This is a genomic window from Halobacillus sp. K22 (assembly GCF_052246795.1).
GTDB lineage: Bacteria > Bacillota > Bacilli > Bacillales > Halobacillaceae > Halobacillus.
In genome coordinates this window covers 1-22,269 of record NZ_JBQQCN010000026.1, presented here as the reverse complement: position 1 = coordinate 22,269, position 22,269 = coordinate 1, and the positions used below count along the sequence as shown (strand labels likewise).

Below are 22,269 nucleotides of genomic sequence, written 5' to 3'. Positions count from 1 at the left end.
GACCCCTCCTTGAAAATATTTCAAAAGTGTTACATTAATTGTGTTTCGGTTTTTGTTGTAATCTAAACGTAATATTTTAAATTTTTCCAATTAAAATTTGATCGTCTTCAAGAATTCAGCTTATGATGACCTTAGGCATGCCGATATCAATAAAGAGGATGTGTCATTAATTCCGAAATAAGAGTGCAGGAGGGTGAATAATGAAAAAGTTTCAACAGGCTATAAAGAGAATAATGGTCGTTACCGCCATTGTGATGTTGTCTGGTACCACTCTTTCCTTACCATCGACTACAGTTCAGGCAAAAGGTTTAAAACACGAACTCTATCAGGCAGAAAAAGAGGAATTGAAGTACTCGAAAGAGATTATACGAGAGGTTTTCAAAACCCTAAGACGAGAGAGGACAGCCCGCTCAGGTATGACGAAGCAATTTCAATCATCGAGAAGATGAGTAAAGTGGAGGTCATGGATCGGTATCTGGACTCGAATGGAAAAAAAGTAAAATCTACAGACATTCCGAGAATCGTTAACCAGATTTATTCAATTGAACTTGAGCGAATTTCTGCGCTGGGAGCGGGGAAGCAAGGTTATCCCAAGGAAATTATTAACGGGGTGAAAAAATCGCTGCCACAATGTGCGGATGGGGAAGACATCCAGGCATTCTCTAAATTAAAAGTACTGGATTTATACTTAAAGTCTTACGGCAAGAAGATAGATGGCCCTGAAATTCGAAGAGTTATCAATCAAATTTTTGGGATCAACCTAGATGGCATTTCGTCTCTGGAAGGTTCAGGGGTTTCGTTGTATTCGAAAGACCAGTGGATTTCCCAGTATGATCAGGACTTATTTGTCGTTCACACAGGTTTAACGGATGTAGATGTATGGATCTATCCAACCGAATATTTTACAGAGCAGACTGGCTTGAAGCAGCTGCCGAAGGGTTTACAGAACCAGCTTAAAAACCTCGGGTATAGGTACCACGAAGAAGTAGGAGCGCTTTATTACGCTGACCCTAAAGGAGAATCTGTCCCTGATGAGTTCAAAGGTCAGACGCTCGGAACACTGATTCAATACATCCAGGCAAATAATCAAAACTTATAAAAATGACTCTATTAAACTTCCGTGTTCATTTTAAAGTTAAGCTTCCGTTTCTGTAAGATCGGTTTCGAGATAAATGGGCCCGTTACTCTAAATGGAATAGGGTTGGTTGGGAAATAATTCGCTTTCCTGTGGGGGAACTGGCAAGCCTCCTCGGTCGTTATCACTCCCTGTGGGGTCTCGCCTAGCTCCTTCTCCCACGGGAGTCTCATCATTTCCCCACCAACCCAACTTTTATTAGGGTGAACGGACCCTTCGAAAAGAGAGTATCCTTTCTGCCTTAACCTGCCAGAAATGCTTATATGACAGGCTATCCTGCATAGTTCCAGTCTAAAAAATGTATATACGTACATGTGATTATTTTTTCTCAAGCGGAGGAAAGACGAAACCGTTTCGAGCTTCTGATTTGGCAAGGTCCGGAGGGGGACGATGAAGACTCCTGTGGGATGAACATGATCGGTAAGATCCCGGAAGGCGAAGCCTGAGGAAGCTTACCACATGCCCACGGAAAGCGAATCGTCCCCCTCCGGACCTTCACCGCAACAAATATTTCAAAGCTGAGTTCTTACACAATCCGGCCCTATTGTGTAATAAGTCTCTTATGAAAAAAGCCATAAAAATCCCCGTGCTCGTTAAGGTGAGCACGGGGATTTTCTTATTTATTCAGCTATAAGCACGCTCTCTAGGCTGCACGGAAGTTAGAATCGTTTCTATTTCATTGGCTTCTTCTTCTGTTAATGGAAGCAGCGGCAAACGAACGCCACCAACTTCAATGCCTTTTCTATTCAAAGCGGCTTTAACAGGAGATGGACTTGGTGCAGAGAAAATGGCATGCATCACCGGAAGCAGGCTGCGGTGCATAGCTGATGCATAGCTGCCGTTACCGTTCCGATACCCTTGAATCATGGCTTGCATCTCATTTCCAATCACATGGGCAGAGACAGAGACAATTCCAGTACCGCCAATCGATACGAACGGAAGCGTATTGGAATCCTCTCCACTGTACACCGTGAATTCATCCGGTGTCCGACTGATAATCTCAGCAGCAGCGTCTAAATCACCACTCGCTTCTTTGACAGAAACGATATTATCCACTTGAGAAAGGCGGACAATGGTATCCGGCGACATATTAACGACACTGCGTCCTGGAATGTTATAGAGCATAATTGGCAGAGAAGTAGTCTTGGCTATCGTCGTAAAATGCTGATACAGTCCCTCTTGTGTGGGTTTATTGTAATAAGGGGTTACCAGCATAATCGCGTCGACGCCGGCTTCTTCTGCTTGTTTTGTTAATTGAATGGAAGCTCTTGTATTGTTTGAGCCCGTTCCTGCAATGACTGGAACTCTGCCGTTTACGACTTCCACAACAAATTTATACAGGCTTACTTTTTCCTCTGTCGTTAATGTTGGGGATTCACCCGTTGTTCCTGCGATCACTAAACCGTCAGAGCCGTTGGAGATCAAGTGATTGACCAGGGAATGAGTCGCATCGAAATCAATATTTCCTTCAGAATCAAACGGAGTTACCATGGCTGTTAGTACTTGACCAAAGTTCATAACCTCACACCTTTACTTAGTTTTTTATACGTTCGAGGTTTGAGGGCTCTGCAGCAGTAAAGCACAAAAAAGCAGCAACGAGGGTTCGCTGCTGCTTAGAACTTTGATATCCGTTCCTGCATAAGATAGCCCTCCATATAGTCTCCTATATGACAGTCCTGCACCTCTTAAGCATCAGAACCAGCGTCGGGAACATGAGATTCCGTCAGCTTCGGCAAAAACCCCTTTCCTCATGTGTCACAGGATCTCATTCTCCTTCACATGCGTACTCTTGGAATTTGCACCTCTATCCTTACTTCAAATAGAATTGAAATAAGAAAATATTTAGTTCCTTGTACCTTAACAGAAATTATTGAAAAATTCAAGGTTTATATTTTGTGGAATTTATTGTAAGTTGTTATAGTTAGAGGGAAACAGCATCCGTTCATTGCTTATTGTATTTACTATGTTCTCTTATAACTCAACCACAAAGTTTAACAAAGCTATTTAGTAAAAAGGTGAAAGATTCCTTCCACGTTTGGCAAAACTGAAGAGGAAGGGTCACTTTTCCCTGCGTATTAATTTTACACAAAAATTCCACATTTTAAATTATGGTGGGAATGGTAAGGTCGCAAAGGCTTTGTGATGGGGTATAAGTGTATTACAGATGTTACAATGGGCATACACACTAAAAAGTGATGGATGTACAGTAGGCGGGCACGTGTTACAATGACAAGCATTAGGTATTCGAAAGGGGAATGACATTGAATAAGAAATGGTTATTAAGCTTATCACTTGCTTTATTCATAGCGTTATTAACAGCATGCGGTAACGATGAAGGATCAGGTGGAGACAGCGAAAATAATGAAGAAGCGTCTCAACAGGAAGAATCTTCTGAGAACAGTGAAAGCAATCAGGAAGGTGAAGGCAGCAGTCAAGAGGGCGAAGGTTCTGAACAGGCTCAAATGCCTGAGCCTAACTTAGAAGGTGTTCCGGAAGTAGTTGCTACCGTCAATGGCGAAGAAATTAAAAAAGAAGAGTTTACTCGCACGTACGAAAGTCAATTCCAACGATCAGCCATGCAGTCTCAAATGTCTGGACAGGAAGTGGATCAAGAACAGTTGAAGCAGCAGACAGCAGAAGGTTTAGTCGGACAGGAGCTTCTCGTACAGGAAGCAAATGACCGCGGACTTGAAGCAACGGAAGAAGAAGTCAATGAAAGAATTACCGAGTTGGTTGAATCCAATCAGGGGGTAGAGTCTAAGGAGCAGTTCTTCTCTACTATTGAAGAACAACAGGGAATGAACGAAGAACAAGTTAGATCCCAGCTTCAAACCCAGATTAAAGTAGACAAGCTCTTAGCGGAAGAGAACGGTGATCTAGAGCCTACAGAAGAAGAGCTGAAAAAAGCGTATGATGAAGCTAAGGCCGCACAGGAAGAATCCGGAGGCGGTCAGGAAATGCCATCCTATGAAGAAGCTAAACCAACGCTTAAACAACAGCTGACTCAGCAAAAAGAATCTCAAGCTTATCAAACTCTTGTAGAGAAGCTTCGTGAAGATGCAGACGTAAAAGTTAATCTATAATTCATTAAAAAACCAGGTCCTTCCCTCAGGACCTGGTTTTTTTAATGGATTTTACTGGCTTCACTTGAACCAGCCTCTCTCCTTAAAGCGCGAGATGGCTTCAATTCGATTGGAAACCTCAAGCTTATCCAAGATGACGGACACGTAATTTCGTACCGTACCCGGAGTAATATATAGTTCTTTTGAGATGTCTTTTGTATTTTTTCCCTCGGCCATTAACTTAATGACCTGACGCTCTCTTTCCGTAAGCGGATCTTGCTGTGTGTAAGCGAGATCAACTAATTCAGGAGAGAAAATACGCTGGCCGTCGATAATCTTGCGAATCGCTTCTGCCAGATCTTCACTGGGACTGTCTTTGAGCAAATATCCACTGATCCCGGCATTTCTGGCCCGTTCAAAGTAACCGGGACGGGCGAATGTGGTGAGGATAATGATTTTGCATGGTTCGTCTGCCAGCTCCTCCGCTGCCGTCAGGCCATCCTTCACGGGCATTTCGATATCCATCAGGCAAATGTCTGGCTTATGCGTTCGAACCAGTTTGCAGGCTTCTTCGCCGTCCCCTGCTTTTCCGACTACTTCCATTCCATCTTCTAAATCAAGTAAGGCTCCAAGCGCCCCTAAGAGCATACGCTGATCTTCTGCAATTACAATTCGGATCATACAGACTCCTCCTTATTGGACTGCTTTATTATATTCGGCACGTGCAGACGCAAGGTGGTGCCATGGGAGGAGTAGATTTCGAGACTTCCATTGACGAATTCCAAACGCTCCCTCATTCCCTGCATACCATTACCTTTAAAGGGCTCGATGTTCTCGGGCAGCCCCCGACCATTATCTTCTACAACTACTAAAATCTCTGTGCTGGTCTGAGTAATCGTCACTTTACAATGCGACGCTTGACTGTGCTTCACGATATTGGTAGCCGCTTCCTTCAGGCACATACTGAGGACGTTTTCCACGAGTAAGGGCGTGTTTTCAAGCTTTGGGCTGCCTTCATATTCAAAGCTCATTTCCGCTGCTTCTATAATCTGCTGCACACGAATCAGCTCGTCCTCAAGCTTCGTTCCTCTCATATCGGAAACCATTTCCCGAACTTCTTTCAGAGCTGTACGGGCCGTTTGGCGAATGTCCTGGACTTCCTGCACAGCTTTATCCGGTTTAACAGGAATGAGCTTACCTGCCAGGTCACTTTTCAAGCCGATCATGGAGAGCTTCTGACCCAGCGTGTCATGCAGGTCACGTGCAATTCTCTCTCGCTCTTCCAGCACCATTAACTGTGAAATGCGCTCATTGGCATCTTGAAGTTCTCCTTCGAGTTTATGCTGTTGATTTCTATATCTAACGGTAAACGGCAGTAAAATCACACCGATTATGGTAATAACGATAAAGGGGAGGTGGGGAAATATATCGTCCACTTCTGTAATAAAAGTCATCGTTACAGCAGCAACTGTAGTCGTCAAATGGACAATATAAAGCGACAAAAATCCTCCCATATGTTTGATGTTTCCAATAAAAAAGGCCAAAAATAAAGCGAAGTAAATATAGCCGAATAAAAAAGTCATCACCAGACTTATGGCCATCTCGATGCTTACCCACAAATAAACCAAACGGCTGTTGGAAATAAAAGATAATCGGTAGGATAAGAAAAAAAGCAAGGTCATAAAGATGCCGAACGTGATCTCAAGCATCGAGGAAGAACGGAATATAAAGAAAAAGGGCAGTAAACAAAAAACAATCCATACATAAGTGCTGAGCCCTGTATTTTTTGGTATGATGTGATACCAATTCTGCACGTAAAATCATCTCCTTGTACCCTCATTTTACTACATTCAAAATAATTATGATATTGGCGCCGGGGCTGGTAGAAAAGATGTAAAAAAGCCCATTCCTTAAAGAAATGGGCTTGAATAAGGACCGGCCGGTCAAACCATCCTTTTATTTGTCCTGGAATTCAGGATATCTTCGCTCTGGAAGGGTCAGTTTATTTCTTTTAAGCATTGGTTTCACGTCTTTAAAAGATACAAAGGTTTTATTCGCTGTATCGTATAACCGAAAACGAATGGATTCAAGACTCGTTGCCAGTGTAATCGTCGTGGCATGCTCCAATGGAGGAGTGTTATCATGAGCTTTCTCCAGGTTGTAGTTCGGTACACGTGGGCTCAAGTGATGGACATGGTGGAATCCAATGTTACCGGAGACCCATTGCAGTGCTTTTGGCAGCTTATAGTATGAACTGCCATCTACCGCAGCTTTTACAAAATCCCATTCCGATTCATCTTCAAAATAGGAATCTTCAAACTGGTGCTGCACGTAGAATAACCAGATTCCAAGCATTCCGGAAACATAAAGGATTGGAAGGTGAATAATCAGGAAGGACTGCCATCCAATCGCCCATATGATAAAGGAATACAAGACAACGATTGCCGCGTTAATCACATACGTATTCATACGCTCTTTACGCTTCGCGCCTTTACGGTTGAAGCGGTTAGAGATCAGGAATAAATAAATAGGACCTAATCCGAACATGACGAAAGGGTTTCTGTAGATACGGTACGCTATTCTCGTTTTTAGAGGAGCTTTCATATATTCCTCTACCGTCATTACCCAAATATCACCGGTTCCACGCTTGTCCAAGTTGCCGCTTGTGGCATGGTGGATGGAATGGCTTCGCTTCCACTTATCGAACGGAAAGAGGGTAAGAATACCTGTAATTGTTCCGACAATTCGGTTGGCTTTATTGTTTTCAAAGAAGGACTGGTGGGTACAATCGTGAAAGATAATGAATAGTCGTACAACGAATCCTCCCGCAATGAACGCCAGCGGAATCGTAATCCAGATGGACCATGACAGGCTTTCGTAGGCCAGGTACCATACAAGGAGAAAGGGAAGCAGAGTATTCAGAAGCTGGCGGATGCCCGCTTTATTATCAGGTTTGGCGTATCGTGCTACGCTTTTTTTCAACTCTTTTTGTTTATCTTTGTTCATGATAGGACTCCTTTGTTGTGTCTCTTGTATTCTTAGCATAAGGAAAAATCGTATAGTTTATAAGACATAAACGTCAGGGAGCACCCATGACACTTGTCATGGGTAGCAGCCTTCCAGTGGGTTAAAAGAAAATGGTAAACTTAAATAAATGCCTAAAGGTTTGCGTGAAAAGGTACATGGGGAAGCGTATATAAAGCACCGTGACCGGCAAACCATTGTGAAGAGAAAGTGTAATAGTAAGGGAGTTCAAAATGAAGCAGTTCACTAACATTCTTCTTATTATAATCGGAACCATATCACTGATCCTGGGAGTGCTGGGGATTGTACTGCCGCTAGTTCCCACCACCCCTTTTTTATTATTGACGGCTGCTTGCTATGTAAGGAGTTCTGATCGTCTGTATAACTGGTTAATGACGAATAAGTGGTTCGGATCTTATATAGAGAACTACAAAGCGGGAAGAGGAATTCCTGTAAAAGCAAAAGTATCTGTACTCATTATGATCTGGAGCTCTATGCTTTATTCAGCTTTTTTTGTTGCTCCTAATCTGCTGTTGAAAATTGGCTTTATCTTTGGCGCCTGTTTCTTTACCGTGGTTATCTTATTAACGAAGACTTTGCGGAAAGATTGAGGAAAAAATTTTAAAATAGCTATTGTGAGTGTTGACCTTACAGATAAGCTCCCGATACTCGAAGAATTGATTTCGAGATAAATGGGGTTCGTTACGAGATGGGGAGGTGGCTGGTGGGGAAATAACTCGTCTTGTTCCATCACCCAGACCCTCGAGACATAAGCCGCTCATCAACGGATGGAAAAACCGCCATCCTTTTGATGGTCGGCTTATGCTGTTCGTGTCTATCGGGGTGATTCCACATTTGAACACTTTCCTATGGCCCTACACGATGTAGGGTCGATCGACGTTGCCACAGGACGTGGCGACCTTAGTCGATCCTCCTTTTACCATCAGCTCCTCGCTCGTTTCACTCCCTGCGGGATCTCACCTAGTCCCTTCTCCCATGGGAGTTTCGCCATTTCCCCACCAACCCAGCGATATCTGGAGAACGGACCCTTCTATAGGAAAAAGGAGACATGGTGAATCTGCCTCAAATGTTTCTATAGCAGGGTCATTCACGTGGTAACGCTATAAATCCAATGTGTCCAGAACATTATCTCTTTCTCGTAATTTTGCTCTACTCCAAAGGGGTTCGAGATACACTTATCGCAGGACCTTTATCTTGTCCAATATCTCGAAACGATTAAACACCCCTGCCCGATTGTTTAATAACTCTCTTATGAAAATTCATAACAAAGCTTAAATTAATTTCAAAGTAGTACTTGTATATGTTGGAAAGGGATGGTAATCTTTAACTACATTGTATTGCAAGTTAGTTGCAATGCATTTGTTTTGATGTACTATCATGCATAACAAGGTAGTGAGGTAAGGGGGCATATGAATTGTCATCAAGTCAATTGCTGAAAGGGATCCTGGAAGGCTGTCTGCTGTCGATTATTTCCCAGGGAGAAACCTACGGATATGAAATGATCGAGAAGCTTAACCAGCATGGGTTTACGATGGTGAAGGAAGGGAGCATCTATCCACTTCTGTTACGTATGAAAAAAGAAGGGTGGGTAGAAACCAGCCAGAAGCAGCTGCCTTCTGGCGGCCCAAAAAGAAAGTATTATAAGCTGACGGAAAAAGGCGAAGTCGAACTCGAGGAGTTCAAGGAAAGATGGGACACCGTTTCAAGTAGTGTTGAGCGATTATTGGATAAGGAGGGGTAGAATTGGAACTTTCTAAAGAAAGTAAAGACTTTATCGGACGGTTACAAATGTACTTAATGGCGAGCGGTAAAAAGGAAAAGGAGATCGAAGAAATAACGGGAGAATTGGAAGATCATTTGCTTGAGGCTGAGCAAAGGGGCAAGAGTGTGGAAGACGTTGTCGGCAACTCTCCTAAAGAGTATATGGAACAATTTTCACAGGAGATGAAACTGGATAAAGGTATGATCTTTAAGGTTATTCCTGTGATTTATATCGGAGCCCTTGCCTACCTCCTGATTGGAGAAATCTTGGATGGGGGAGTAGAATTTTCTCTAATAGAGGCTGTGGGATATCCCGTTATTTTTCTTTTCATTATTGGAATATACTCGGTGGGGCTGAGGTATATTAGCAGTCACAAGCCCGCCAGATGGAAAGAGTGGCTGGTTTATGGTGTGGCCGGGATAGTGCCGGTAGGTTCTTTCATCGTCCTGATATTCTTAGATAAATATTTAGATCCCCCAGCGTTCGAATTCGGAACAGTCGGTAATACCATCGCTTTTTTTGTGGCGGCGGCTGTCTTTATCGGCATGGCTTTATGGAGTAAATTATGGGCTCCGATTATTATTCCGCTTCTCTTATTCGTGCCAGAGTATCTCATCGGATTAACCGGACTATCGACATCAACACAGCTAACCCTGACTAGCCTCCTCATTTTTGCGGGCCCCCTGATCTACTTTTTGATCGTATATAAAAAAGATCATTCGAGCTCGGCTTAAGGAAAGTAATAAAAACTAGTAAGCCATATCTCAAGCAAAAACGCCTGGACTCTAGAATCCAGGCGCCTTTTGTATAGGATAGCTTGATTAACTATTCAAAGCAGTCATTAAAAAACAAATCGCTGTGATAAAAGATAAGGAAGTCATCACTAACTTTTCCTTATTACTTTTCGAAAAAAGGTTCATGACCGTATTCAGGAATAAATAGAAAGCGAAAAAATAACAGGCTCCACTTGCAATGGGGGCTATTAAACTTATAGAAATTATATTCCCCGCTTGTAATATAAACATGATGGCAACCAATTGAATAAGTACAGAGAATATACAAGCTATTCGCATTTGTTTCGGCAGTACTTTATATTTTCCTCCCATGGCAAAATCTCCATAAGGTAATCCTAAAGCCAATAATACGTACAGAATAGCTACTGCTAAAAAAGTAATACTGCCAATCCATGCTGTTATCACGCTATCTCTCCTAATCAATAATATGCTTAGTATCAAAACGTTCCTGACTTATTTCAACATTAAATCCTAATCACCTTCCTATTTCATTAAAAATGCATAGTAAACAGCAAGATTGATAAGGGCTATGGTCATGAGATTAAATGTTAAATCTTAATAATAATTGGTCCAGAAGGGAAAAAGAGACCAAATCATATCTAATTTGGTCTCTTAAATAGTCCTTTTATTTCGTATGTTTTCTCCCAAGACTGGAGTTCGACTTCTCTTTTATTAGGAGAGCAGGGCTGGTTCTTGATTTTTAATCCTCAGAACCATTTCATACGTTTTATACCCGCCACTTAGATTAATAGCCTGGTACCCATAATTCATCAAGGTTTTAACGGCTAAATATCCACGCATTCCTACTTGGCAATTTACATAAATGGGATGGTTCTTAGGCAATTCATGTCGTCTTTCTCTCAGCTGACCTAAGGGAATATTAATGGATCCTTGAATAAACCCGCGTTCTCTTTCTTCCGGCTCTCTTACATCCAGTAAAATTCCGCCCCAGGCTACAATTTCATCGATCTCATCGTAATGAACGACTTTCAACTCTTTATCTACTACATTCGCAGCTACATACCCTGCCAGATTTACCGGATCCTTAGCAGATGAATAAGGGGGAGCATAGGAAAGTTCCAAATCGGCTAAGTCTTCAACCGTCAAGTTGCCTTTAATAGCTGTGGCAATAACGTCGATGCGTTTTTCGACTCCTTTGACTCCAGCCGCCTGGGCTCCAAATATTTTTCCTGTGTTAGCATCAAAAAGTACTTTGAGCGAAAGCGGATGTCCTCCAGGATAATAGGAAGCGTTTGAAGAAGGATGAACATGGACAGATTCAAAAGGAACCCCGAGTTTTTTTAGTAATTTTTCGTTGTTGCCTGTAGCTGCCACCGTCAGGTCGAACACTTTGGCTACAGACGTACCAAGCGTGCCGTTATACGAAACGGTCTTTCCATTAATATGGTCTGCAACGAGTCTTCCCTGGCGGTTGGCGGGCCAGGCAAGAGGCACCATTGTTTGAGTCTGATGAATATAATCTTTTACTTCTATGGCGTCGCCAATCGCATAAATGTTCGTATCCTCAGTTTGAAGATATTCATTGACGATAATCCCGCCCCGCCCGCCAGTAGCAAGCCCGGCAGATTTGGCTAACTCGTTTTCAGCTTGCACCCCGATCGAGAGAATAGTCAGGTCGCTTGAGAGAATTCGTCCGCTCTGTAGTTCCACCGTGTTTCCCTGGTCGCGAAAAGCTTTGACCCCGTCCTCTACAATTACATTTACTCCTTGATCTAGAAGTTCTTGATGAACGATAGCGGCCATCTCATAATCCAGCGAAGACATCACTTGATTCCCTAATTCTACAAGGGTGACTTTAATTCCCCGGTGCATCAGATTCTCAGCCATTTCAAGACCAATGAAGCCCGCGCCTATGATTACAGCTTCTTGCGCGTTTCGTCCATCGATCCATTCCTTGATTTGATCCGTATCCGGGACGGAACGTAAAGTGAAGATATTGGTTGCTTCCTTGTATCCTTCCAGGTTCGGAATAATGGGTCTTGCTCCGGGAGAAAGAATCAATTTATCATAGCTTTCTTTATATACGGTGCCGTTTCTTAGGTTTTTGATGGTCAAGGTTTGTAATTCACGATCGATCTCTGTGGCTTCACTTAGGTTCCGAATATCTAATTTGAACTTTTTGGACATGCCGTCTACGGTCTGAACCAGCAGAGCTTCCCGGTCTGTAATGATACCGCCAATATAGTAAGGCAGCCCACAGTTTGCGTATGAAATGTATTCTCCCTTTTCGAGTACAATAATTTCATCTTCTTCGCTTAAACGGCGAAGTCTCGCTGCTGCTGTAGCCCCGCCTGCTACTCCACCTACAATAATAATTTTTCTGCCCATCGTCATCTCTCCTTTATCTTCACCTTACACATTGATTGTGATACATTTCACAATGTGATTGATAACTTAATCTTACTCCTTTACAGATAAAAAAACAACATACCCCTCTGTGTATATTTTGTGGCAGTTTGGTGGAATTTATATAAATCTTTATTGGAATGTTGGGAAAACGCTTTCAACCATGGTAAAATAGTAGTGTAAAAGAAATGCTTATCCATGAATGGAGGTTTTCCTATGACTAAGAGAATCCTCGTGGCTTATGATGGCAGTGAACCTAGCAAACAGGCATTATTGGAAGCGAAAACCCATGCTATTGAAACATTAGGCAGAGAAATTCATGTAGTGTCTGTCGTCAAGCCATCTGGTCCATTTACCAATGCTGCTGTCTCCAAAAGTATAGGAGACGAAATGGCTAAGAAGTATGAGAGAGAACTGGAAGCAATTAAAGAAGCAAATGATGATGAAAACATTACGATTGTGACCCACGTTCTTGTGGGGGATCTTGATAATAACCCCGGGGAAGATGTATGCGCTTACGCGGAAAAAGAGGGAATTAATATGATTATTGTCGGAAGCAGAGGGCTTGGCAATGTGAAGCGGATGTTTCTTGGAAGTGTAAGTAATAACATCGTCCAGCATGCGACGTGTCCTGTTTTAGTAATGAAATAATATAAGGATTACGCCTTTCCTCTCTTGGGAAGGTGTTTTTTTGGTTTTGACGGACGCTTTTGTTTATTAAGTGACACGCTTTTAATTATGCTCACTAAAATCATAGACGCCAGCCTTTGCAGGGCCGGCGTCTTCATCAATCAAGCTCTCTCAATTCTTTAAAGGTCAGGAATACAAAGGCGGCAAACAGAGTTACTAATATAGAGCCGGCGGCCATAATGTGATGGATGGATATTCCTAGCGATAATACTGCAGATGTAATGGCATAGCTCACAGGAATGAGCCCCATGGAAGCTAAGGAGATCAGCCCCATCACGCGCCCCAGCACCTTTTCTTCTATGATGCTTTGAATTGCTGAGATGGAGGAGATATTGGAAACGGAGAGAAAAGTTCCAAATAACCCAAGCATGACCATGCTTTGCCAAAGTTCTGCTGTGAAGCTCAGTCCTATAAAGGAGATGCCGGCAAGAACCAGCGTCATCAAGGTTAGTCTGCCTCGGTTTTTCTTCACATTTAAACTTCCGATCACGATGGAGCCCACCAGCATTCCACCAGCTAAACCAGCTTCAAGAAAGCTGAAGTCCACTGCCGTGCCTTCCAGGATATTTTTAACAAATAATGGGAGTCCCATCGTCATCGGCCCAACGATAAACAGATTAAGAAATACAGAGGCTAAAACGATAAGGGTCAGTACGCGGGAGTCTTTAACGTAGACAACTCCTTCCTTGAAGGTCTGCCAAAATTTCTTATTTTTATTGGCTTCTACCTCTGCGTCTTTTTTCGGTTTCATAGAAATGACCAAGAGACTGGCTATAAGCAGCATGGCGGCCGTAACTGCAAATACGATTTCATAATTTCCAAAGGCGATGAGCACGCCTGCAAGCATAGGAGCTAGAATAAAGGAGGTCTGGTTGGTCATCTGAATGATGGAATTACCCCGAGTCAGGTTTTCTTTTTGGACAATTGTTGGAATAATGGCACTCTCTGCTGCCCAGAAGAAGGCGTCTAATATTCCGAAGAAAAAGGCGAATCCGACAAACGTCCAAAGAGTGATACTTCCGAACAAAAACCACAGGACAAGTCCGGCTAACAGCAGCCCTCGTATAAAATCCGATAGAAACATAATTTTCGTCTTATCGTATCGATCCGCCACCGTACCGCTGATAATCATAAACAGCAGTCGGGGAATACTGGCTGCGATATAGAGGATTCCAAGGGAAGCTTCAAGATTCAATACATTGACGACATACCAACTTTGAGAAAATAAAAAGAAAGAAATACCGAAACTGGATAGCAGGGCAGCTCCCCATAATAATAGGAAATTGCGGTTTTTAAAAACGGAAGGGGTACTTTCTTCTTGAAGAGTGTCCGTACGTTCATGTACTGTAGCTTCTTTAACTGACATTATTATCACGCCTTTATGATTATTGGATTACATTAATTGTATAGCGGATCAGGGAATGCCACGATGAACTGCAGAAGGAATTTAGTTCCGTCTTGAGACCGAAATTGAGACCTAAAGACTTTGTGGTATGCTTTGTCAATATTTGGTGAAATGTTGATAGGCAACTTATTTCACTAACGTGCCGGTTAGTTGAAGACTTAGTTTCGAGATATCTTGGGTCCGTCAATGAAAATAGATGAGGGCGGCTACGGAAACAACTCGCTTTCCTGCGGGGGAACTGGCAAGCCTCCTCAGTCGTTTTCACTCCTTGTGGGGTCTCGCCTCGCTCCTTCTCCCGCGGGAGTCTCCTTGTTTCCTTCGCCTCTCTATGAATGAAAAGTGGACGGACCCTTCTATAGGCGACATAGGGGTGCTTAATCCGACTCAAATGCTTCTATAGCGGAAATTTATATATATTCATTGTTATAAGCACCTGCGCGTTTCAAACAGGATTTCGAGCGCCATATATCGCAAGGTCCGAAGGGGGACGATGCAGACTCCTGCGGGATAAACATGATCGGTGAGACCCCGCAGAGCTTGCTCGAGGAGGCTCAGCACAGAAGAGGTTCGACTAAGAGCGCCACATCGTGTGGCAACGTCGAACGACCCTGCGTCGTGCAGGGTCGGAAAGCGAAATCGTCCCCCGCAGGACCTTCAGCTCAACAAATATCTCGAAATCAAGTCTTCAAGTAATGGGAGCTTATCCGTAATAAAATAATAGGGAGATGAATCAGAGTTTGGTATTTATTGAAAACGCATTCATGGAGTGTGATAAAATGAATGTATAACCATATTGTGTAAATTATAAGGAGGAGAAGTTTAATGTCGAACTTCGGTAATCAGATTCAGTTCAAGGTCTATCAGACGATGCCCGATCCGGATCCCGAGAGACTGCCTGTAGTTTACGAGGAATGGGAAAAGCGCGCCAGAGAGGTACTGGAAGATGGTCCTTATGATTATATAGCTGGCGGAGCCGGGGGAGAAAGTACAATGGATGCCAACCTTGAAGCATTCAAAAAATGGAAGATTGTCCCTAGAATGCTCAGAAACGTAGAGAGCCGCGATTTAGAAGTCGAGTTATTCGGTCGTACATATTCAACGCCCCTGATGCTTGCTCCTATTGGGGTACAATCCATCATCCATCCCGATGGGGAACTGGCTGCCGCAAAAGCCTCAGCACAAATGGAAGTCCCTTATATTACAAGCTCTGCTTCCACAAAAACGCTTGAAGAAATTGCACATGCCATGGGCGATGCGCCCCGATGGTTTCAGCTCTATTGGAATAAAGATCCTGAAGTAACAGCCAGCTTCCTGAAACGAGCCGAGAATTCAGGATATTCCGCCATTGTGGTAACTCTTGATACACCTATGATGGCATGGAGGGAGAAGGATTTAAGAAATGTCTATCTTCCATTTCTGGTAGGGGAAGGCGTAGGAAATTATTTATCGGATCCTGTATTCCGCTCTCGTCTTGAAAAAGCCCCTGAAGAGGACCCGACTTCGGCTATTATGCATTGGACGAAGACCTTCGGAAACCCCGGCTTAACCTGGGAAGATCTCGCCTTTATCAAAAAGCAGACGAGCCTGCCTATTCTATTAAAAGGAATTATGCATCCCGAAGATGCGAAGCTTGCTTTGGAACATGAGGTGGATGGTATTATTGTTTCCAACCATGGAGGCAGGCAAGTAGATGGAGCGCTTGGAGCGCTCGAGGCTCTTCCAGGTGTCTGTGAAGTTGTTGGAGGTAGAATCCCTGTACTTATGGACAGCGGCATCCGCAGAGGTTCTGATGCTGTGAAAGCCCTGGCTCTTGGGGCTGAAGCTGTACTTGTTGGAAGACCGTGCATGTATGGACTGGCAGTAGCTGGAGAACGAGGGGTGCGGGAAGTCTTGCAAAATATGCTGGCCGACCTGGATTTAACGATGGCCCTGACGGGAGAAACCTCGGTTAGAGAACTTGAAAGCTCTATCCTAAGAAAATCTGAGTAATCCTAAGTGATGGATAATAAAAACCCTCGTGGCAGCTTATGCACACGAGGGTTTTCCGCTTTTTTTAAAATTTATGAAGCGTTTTGGTTTTTCTCCGTCTTATTGATAACGGAAGAGCCTACTAGATCTCCTGTTACATTCAAAGCGGTTGCTCCCATGCCGACAAGGACATCAACAGCTGTGAGAAGCGCAACGGCTTCCATAGGCAGGCCAACTTGAGAAAAGACCGTAGCAATCATAATAATACCTGCTCCAGGCACTCCTGCCGTACCGACAGAAGCGAGAGTTCCGACAATAACCACTTGAAGAATAGCTGCCATACTCAGCGGATCTCCGACGACATTAGCGGCAAATACAGCGGACACAGCAATCCGAATCGCTGCTCCATCCATATTTATCGTTGCTCCAAGAGGAAGACTAAAGCCGTATAAGCTTTTGGAAATTCCGAGATTATGAGCTGCATTTAAGGTTACAGGCAGCGTACCCGAACTACTCTGAGTTACAAAAGCCGTAAGCATAGGCGTGCGCGCTTCTTTAAAGAAACTTCCTGGGTTTCTTTTCGTAACAAATAGTAAAACGGTATAAAGAGCAAGCTGAACAAGCAGAGCGATATATAGAACGAGGATAAAGTTTCCTAAAGACCCCAGCGTACCGAGTCCCTGAGTACCTATCACTTCGGCAATAATAGCTAGAATCCCGATAGGCACATACTGCAGGATCCCTTTCATAACCGTAAGCGTCGCTGCATTAAGGGCCTCTATAACTTTATAAAGGTTATCTCCTAAATCTCCATAGCTTTGGGTGGATCGTAAATAAGAGATCGCAATTCCAAATACAAGCGCTGTGAAAATAATCCCGAGCAGATTCATTTCTGTAAAGGCTGTAAATATATTGTCCGGTACTATATTTAAGAGTACTTGCGTAACACCAGGGTTCTCCGGTACTTCAAAGCTTTCGCTCCCATCAAGCGACGTACCTGTCCCAGGGTTAAATAAACTGGCGACCAGCACTCCGACCATAATCGCAAAAGCGGAGGTACCTAAATAGTAAAGAAATACCTTTCCTCCCATTCGACCCAGGTTGCCGATATTCGTCTGGTTTACCCCTACAATCAGTGTCAGTAAGATTAATGGAATAATGATAAATCGAAGCAGACGAAGTAGTAAATCACCAAAAGGGGCCAAAACAGAAGCTTCTTCTCCAAAAATAAGTCCGATTATAATACCTAGAATAAGAGCAGCGGTGATTTTTTTAATTAATGACGTTTCCACATATTTCTTCCACAATGATTTCATAATGTACCTCCTTCATCCAGCAGGCTATTGGCTGCTTTTTTAATCCTGACTAAACCACTAAACATTTCCTGAATACAATAAGGTATCACACCACTCATGTCAAAATTAATGCTCTAGGCTCTGTCAAGCGGCTCCTGTAAGAGTATAACCATAATGGGTTCACTGCATGATTAGCCCTGAAAAGTAAACAAGCATCCGCGTATCCTATTGGGCAGATGCTTGTTTACTAATAAACACCGGTTTGCTTATTAAACATAAGTTCCCGTTTGTGGAAGACTTGATTTCGAGATATTTGTTGAGCGGAAGGTCCTTCGGGGGCGATTTCGCTTTCCGGCCCTGCACGACGCAGGGTCGTTCGACGTTGCCACACGATGTGGCGCTCTTAGTCGAACCTCTTCTGTGCTGAGCTTCCTCGGGCTTAACAGCCCTGCGGGATCTCACCGATCATGTTCATCCCGCAGGAGTCTGCATCGTCCCCTTCGGACCTTGCGATATATGGCGCTCGAAATCCTGTTTGAAACGCGCAGGTGCTTATAACAATGAATGTATATAAATTCTGCTATAGAAGCATTTGAGTCGGATTAAGCCCCCCTATGTGGCCTATAGAAGGGTCCGTTTACTCTTCATTCATAGGGCGGCGAAGGAAACAAGGAGACTCCCGCGGGAGAAGGAGCTAGGCGAGACCCCGCAAGGAGTGATAACGACTGAGGAGGCTTGCCAGTTCCCCCGCAGGAAAGCGAGTTGTTTCCGTAGTCGCCCTTATCTATTGGTGGCAACGGAACCGAGGTATTTCGAAATCGAGTCTTCTACAATACGACCCTTTTGTTGAATAAGGAATAGTAAAAACTCCAGTACATTAAGCGGCTTTTTTGTGCTTTTCTTTTCCAAAGTAGAATAGCCCGCTAGTAATTCCGACGGCAACCATTGCGGCTGCAAGAATTAACCCTGGTACCGCACCAAATTGAGCGATGAAAGGTACAGAGAGAGCGGTGACAAAGCCTCCGCCTAGAAAAGGTTCATAGACCAGCTGTTTATATCCGAATGCTTCAAAAGCAGGGGACTCATTGTCTGGATCTACGACTCGCATTAATAATAGTCCGGTAGCCGTAACACCCATGGATTGACCAAAATCACCGATTCCTCGCTCAAACCAGTATTCTGGTATGATTCTCGGTGCAAGGTAGATGAACCCGAATAAATTCCATGCAATTCCGGTAATCGCAAGCAGTAAAAATGGAACGAGGTATTCGCCGATGACATCGAGAGAAACAGTACCAATCGCTGCCAGGATGAGAATATCCAAAGCAAGACCCTGAATGCGATTAATCATTCGCCGATCGACCAGATTGTATTTATCTTTTTTACTGAAGAAGACTTGAAGAATGATCCCGCCCAGCATGGCGACAGGGAACAGAGGAATGTATTCCATAAAGCTCGAGCCCGTCCAGTTCGCGATCGTAACGGCCTCAAGAGCAATTAAGCCTTGAAGAATCAGCCAGCCGATTAAAATGGCGATCATAACAAGTGCAAGGTGAAACGATAGAGGCTCAATGGATTCGGGCCGGGTGGTCATTTGAGCAGCTGGCTCTCTATTTTGGTATTCCATTACACCTCTTTTTCTTAAATCAGAGAAGTCTTCTACGTCTTCAATTACTTTCGTATGATTTCTTCTAACGGCCCAGTTAATGAGGATAATCCCGAAAATAACACCTGAAAGGACGCCGACAGTAGCTAATCCAATCGCTAAATCGAACGCCTCCGCAAAGCCTAATTCTTCAAATGTACTGGCCATCCCCGCTGCTGTACCATGCCCACCTTCAAAAGCTACTTCTATCAAAGCTCCAGCAATAGGAGGAATATCAAAAAAAGGAGTAAGTATAAATATTACTAGAAGAAGACCTATTACATATTGTCCCCAGCCGATCGCCCATCCAAAAGCGAGCTGCGGACCGCCGTATTTCCAAATCTGCTCTAATTTAGGGATTACTGCTCCAAGAAATAAAGAAGCAAACACGACGTTAATCATTAAACCTGGAAGTTCAGCCCATACGTTAACTATTGTCTCGGTCATGATCCCGGAGGTTAAGAAATGATCATCCGGCACAAATAGATTCATGAGCTTACCCAAAACTTGAGGCCCAAGCAGTAAAGCTATAAAACCTCCTATAATAGACGAAGGTAAAAATAAGTTTTGAAGTACTTTTACTTTCACTCTGATGATTTTCCCAAGCAATAGAAATACACCTAAATATAAAATGGCAAACCCGATTTCACTGGGTGTCATCCTTTTCACTCCTCTTTATTTTTTAAATTGCTATTTATATGGGGATATTTCCTTTAATTAACAAGTGTAAAACTCCTTTTGTAAATGAGTTTCAAAGCCCATCCAAAAGTTATTTTCAGGGAATAAAAGGGAATTTCATCAGTATTGAAAATAAAGGAGAGGGTTGTTATGCCAAATCAGAGACCTGTAGTTGCTCTTACGGGGGCGAGTGGTTATATAGGAAATAATCTAATGGATAAGTTGACCGAACACGCGGATATCATTGCTTTATCAAGAAGCGGAGATAATAAAGAGGACAGTGAAAACGTGACATGGCGCTCCTGTGATCTTTATTCTATGGCAGATGCTGAGAAAGGTTTGGAGGGCGCGGACATAGCGGTGTACCTTGTACATTCGATGATGCCTGGAGCGAAGTTAACGCAGGGGTCATTTCAGGATATGGATGTCATTTTAGCGGATAATTTTGCTCAGGCCGCTAAAAAGCAAGGGGTCAAGCAGATTATTTACTTAAGCGGCATCATTCCAAAGAGTTCGAAATCTTTATCCAGGCATTTAAAAAGCAGGCAGGAAGTGGACGAGATTCTGCGTGCCTACGGTGTGCCTGTCACTACGATTAGAGCGGGGCTGATCGTAGGTCCAAAAGGCTCTTCTTTCCCCATTCTTAAGAAATTGGTGAAGAGACTTCCGGTTATGCTTCTGCCTAAATGGACTAAAACAGAAACACATCCAGTCGCTTTACCGGATGTATTGAACGCACTCGATAAAAGTGTGGGCAGCGAGGAGCTTAAAGACCGGTCCATTGATGTAGGCGGACCTGAAGTCATGACGTACCGTTCCATGATGCTGAAAACTGCTCAAGTGATGGGGAGAGACCCCAAGCTGTTCGACCTTCCATTCATGACGGTGAGACTGTCACGTTTATGGGTAAGCTTAGTTGCCGGAGCACCTAAGGAAATTGCTTATCCCCTAATTGAAAGCCTAACGCATCCGATGACGACGCACCCGGAGAATGAAGTACCTGGGATTAGCCGGGGTTCGATCACGTTTGAAGAAGCGGCAAGGTATGCGCTCGAACAAGAACAGGAAAGCCAAGGGAAAAGTACTAAAAAAACGCCAAATCTAAACATCCAGCATGACGTTCGTTCAGTTCAGCGAATTATTGTTCCAGCTGGCAAAGATGCCAATTGGGTCGGCCAGCACTACGTAAAGTGGCTGGAGGATAAATTAAATCCATGGATTAAAACAACCGTAGACGAAGACTTGAATTGCCGCATCGGTTTTTCTTTTACAGAATCGTCCTTGCTTAAGATGAGTTATTCTCATGAGCGGAGTACATCGAACCGTGCGCTTTATTACATTACCGGCGGCGGACTTTCGGATAACCAGAAGAATATAAGAGGGCGAATGGAGTTCAGGCAGATCCCCGGGACTGACGAAGCCATAGTCGCTATTCATGATTTCATGCCTTCTCTTCCGTGGTTCTTCTATAAGTATACTCAGGCCAAAATTCATTTATTGGTCATGGCCATGTTCAGCAAACACTTAGAGCGACTGGAAGATCGCTCGCAGGAAGCGGTGAACAGGAACTTTATTACCGAATAGGTCTTCTTGAAAATCTCATGTATAAATGACCCTGAAATTCAAAGCCTAAACTGAATAGGCATTTACTTTGAAAGGGTGGTTATCATATGAGTAAGAAGGACAAAAAGCCGGATAATCAGTTTAAAGAAAATAAGAACAAAGGTGAGAAAAGAAATGGCCGGCTGGCTCAGTTCAAGAACCATAGCACGGAATTTGGTGCGGCGGAAAATGAGTATATAGATAAAGAACAATTACTTGATCGAGATCCATCTGACATGTAAAGAGGGCTGCACGCCCTCTTTTTTGTGGAAGTCTCTATTAAGTATCCACCTTGCTTTATGCAGTAAAGTTCTCTATTCTGGAAGAAATGATTTCGAGCTATATTGGGTCCGTTATGACAAGAAGGCTAGGGCGTCTACGGAAACAACTCGCTTTCCTGCGGGGGAACTGGCAAGCCTCCTCGGTCTTTATCACTTCCTGTGGGGTCTCGCCTCGCTCCTTCTCCCGCGGGAGTCTCATCGTTTCCTCCGCCACCCCAACGATATCTAGTGAACGGACCCTGCTATAGGAGAAAGAAGCCATGCTGCATTTGCCTCAAATGCTTATATAACAGGGTTTCTACAATTATACACACGTAAAGACCAGTGGGAATTATAGATGATCCTTGTTCATTGGGGGAACGGCGAAGACTCCTGCGGGATGAACATGAACGGTGAGATCCCGGAAGGCGAAGCTGTAATGACCCCCAAATGTTGGACACCTCACGAAACCTAGGAGGGATCCACCATATGTCCAAACTTACTTCCCAAGAAAAACACTTGGCCGTACACCGCTATCTAACGGAAAATGTCAGTTTTCGA

At 43.6% G+C, this 22,269-nt stretch carries 18 protein-coding genes and 1 riboswitch; of the genes, 9 read left to right on the top strand and 9 right to left on the bottom strand.

Features of this window, described 5'->3' with window-relative positions:
* The first annotated feature begins 193 nt into the window (after positions 1-193).
* Complete coding sequence (locus ACTWPM_RS16420; protein ID WP_443134108.1) at positions 194-1,099, top strand: hypothetical protein; 906 nt, start codon at positions 194-196, stop codon at positions 1,097-1,099.
* A 660-nt stretch (positions 1,100-1,759) separates the two neighbouring features.
* Here the strand turns inward: ACTWPM_RS16420 and dapA are convergent.
* Positions 1,760-2,653 (bottom strand): 4-hydroxy-tetrahydrodipicolinate synthase, encoded by an 894-nt coding sequence (dapA, locus tag ACTWPM_RS16415; protein ID WP_443134107.1) that lies wholly within the window; start codon positions 2,651-2,653, stop codon positions 1,760-1,762.
* Positions 2,654-2,771: 118 nt separating this feature from the next.
* Positions 2,772-2,950: riboswitch (Lysine riboswitch) on the bottom strand.
* Between the two features lie 440 nt (positions 2,951-3,390).
* Here dapA and ACTWPM_RS16410 point away from each other — a divergent pair.
* A complete protein-coding gene (locus tag ACTWPM_RS16410) occupies positions 3,391-4,218 on the top strand; it encodes a SurA N-terminal domain-containing protein (RefSeq protein ID WP_443134106.1) in 828 nt (275 codons plus the stop codon).
* 60 nt (positions 4,219-4,278) lie between these two features.
* Here the strand turns inward: ACTWPM_RS16410 and ACTWPM_RS16405 are convergent, their stop codons facing one another.
* From ACTWPM_RS16405 to ACTWPM_RS16395, 3 genes are all read right to left on the bottom strand, one after another.
* The gene (locus ACTWPM_RS16405; RefSeq protein ID WP_443134105.1) at positions 4,279-4,878 is read right to left on the bottom strand and encodes a response regulator; all 600 of its coding nucleotides are present in this window, start codon (positions 4,876-4,878) and stop codon (positions 4,279-4,281) included.
* Positions 4,875-6,011 carry a sensor histidine kinase gene (locus tag ACTWPM_RS16400; RefSeq protein WP_443134104.1) on the bottom strand — a complete coding sequence of 379 codons (1,137 nt, stop codon included), beginning with the start codon at positions 6,009-6,011 and terminating at the stop codon, positions 4,875-4,877. The genes ACTWPM_RS16405 and ACTWPM_RS16400 overlap by 4 nt, the downstream gene beginning before the upstream one ends.
* 142 nt (positions 6,012-6,153) lie before the next feature.
* Positions 6,154-7,203 carry a fatty acid desaturase gene (locus tag ACTWPM_RS16395; RefSeq protein WP_443134103.1) on the bottom strand — a complete coding sequence of 350 codons (1,050 nt, stop codon included), beginning with the start codon at positions 7,201-7,203 and terminating at the stop codon, positions 6,154-6,156.
* Between the two features lie 251 nt (positions 7,204-7,454).
* Between ACTWPM_RS16395 and ACTWPM_RS16390 the strand changes: the two genes are divergently transcribed.
* The 3 genes from ACTWPM_RS16390 to ACTWPM_RS16380 all read left to right on the top strand — a co-directional run bounded on the left by ACTWPM_RS16390 (position 7,455) and on the right by ACTWPM_RS16380 (position 9,738).
* Positions 7,455-7,832 carry a YbaN family protein gene (locus tag ACTWPM_RS16390; protein ID WP_443134102.1) on the top strand — a complete coding sequence of 126 codons (378 nt, stop codon included), beginning with the start codon at positions 7,455-7,457 and terminating at the stop codon, positions 7,830-7,832.
* An 824-nt stretch (positions 7,833-8,656) separates the two neighbouring features.
* On the top strand, positions 8,657-8,983 hold the full coding sequence (locus ACTWPM_RS16385; RefSeq protein WP_443134101.1) for a PadR family transcriptional regulator: 327 nt from the start codon (positions 8,657-8,659) through the stop codon (positions 8,981-8,983).
* A 2-nt stretch (positions 8,984-8,985) separates the two neighbouring features.
* A complete protein-coding gene (locus tag ACTWPM_RS16380) occupies positions 8,986-9,738 on the top strand; it encodes a DUF1129 family protein (protein ID WP_443134100.1) in 753 nt (250 codons plus the stop codon).
* Between the two features lie 87 nt (positions 9,739-9,825).
* Here the strand turns inward: ACTWPM_RS16380 and ACTWPM_RS16375 are convergent, their stop codons facing one another.
* Both ACTWPM_RS16375 and ACTWPM_RS16370 read right to left on the bottom strand, forming a co-directional pair.
* Positions 9,826-10,203, bottom strand: coding sequence for a hypothetical protein (locus ACTWPM_RS16375; RefSeq protein WP_443134099.1), 378 nt, complete (start codon positions 10,201-10,203; stop codon positions 9,826-9,828).
* Between the two features lie 267 nt (positions 10,204-10,470).
* A complete protein-coding gene (locus tag ACTWPM_RS16370; RefSeq protein WP_443134098.1) occupies positions 10,471-12,147 on the bottom strand; it encodes a CoA-disulfide reductase in 1,677 nt (558 codons plus the stop codon).
* 234 nt (positions 12,148-12,381) lie between these two features.
* Here ACTWPM_RS16370 and ACTWPM_RS16365 point away from each other — a divergent pair, with 234 nt between their 5' ends.
* On the top strand, positions 12,382-12,816 hold the full coding sequence (locus tag ACTWPM_RS16365; RefSeq protein WP_443134097.1) for a universal stress protein: 435 nt from the start codon (positions 12,382-12,384) through the stop codon (positions 12,814-12,816).
* Between the two features lie 136 nt (positions 12,817-12,952).
* On the opposite strand, the gene ACTWPM_RS16360 is transcribed toward ACTWPM_RS16365, so the two are convergent.
* Positions 12,953-14,221 (bottom strand): MFS transporter, encoded by a 1,269-nt coding sequence (locus ACTWPM_RS16360; RefSeq protein ID WP_443134096.1) that lies wholly within the window; start codon positions 14,219-14,221, stop codon positions 12,953-12,955.
* An 861-nt stretch (positions 14,222-15,082) separates the two neighbouring features.
* On the opposite strand from ACTWPM_RS16360, the gene ACTWPM_RS16355 reads away from it, so the two are divergent.
* Positions 15,083-16,249: a lactate 2-monooxygenase gene (locus ACTWPM_RS16355; protein WP_443134095.1), complete on the top strand. Its 1,167-nt coding sequence runs from the start codon at positions 15,083-15,085 to the stop codon at positions 16,247-16,249.
* Between the two features lie 71 nt (positions 16,250-16,320).
* Here the strand turns inward: ACTWPM_RS16355 and ACTWPM_RS16350 are convergent, their stop codons facing one another.
* Positions 16,321-17,544 (bottom strand): dicarboxylate/amino acid:cation symporter, encoded by a 1,224-nt coding sequence (locus ACTWPM_RS16350; protein ID WP_443134094.1) that lies wholly within the window; start codon positions 17,542-17,544, stop codon positions 16,321-16,323.
* Between the two features lie 856 nt (positions 17,545-18,400).
* Complete coding sequence (locus ACTWPM_RS16345; RefSeq protein WP_443134093.1) at positions 18,401-19,828, bottom strand: sodium/glutamate symporter; 1,428 nt, start codon at positions 19,826-19,828, stop codon at positions 18,401-18,403.
* A 168-nt stretch (positions 19,829-19,996) separates the two neighbouring features.
* Between ACTWPM_RS16345 and ACTWPM_RS16340 the strand changes: the two genes are divergently transcribed.
* Together ACTWPM_RS16340 and ACTWPM_RS16335 are read left to right on the top strand one after the other, a co-directional pair.
* A complete protein-coding gene (locus tag ACTWPM_RS16340) occupies positions 19,997-21,430 on the top strand; it encodes an NAD(P)H-binding protein (protein ID WP_443134092.1) in 1,434 nt (477 codons plus the stop codon).
* An 86-nt stretch (positions 21,431-21,516) separates the two neighbouring features.
* On the top strand, positions 21,517-21,690 hold the full coding sequence (locus ACTWPM_RS16335) for a hypothetical protein (protein WP_443134091.1): 174 nt from the start codon (positions 21,517-21,519) through the stop codon (positions 21,688-21,690).
* Positions 21,691-22,269: the final 579 nt, after the last annotated feature.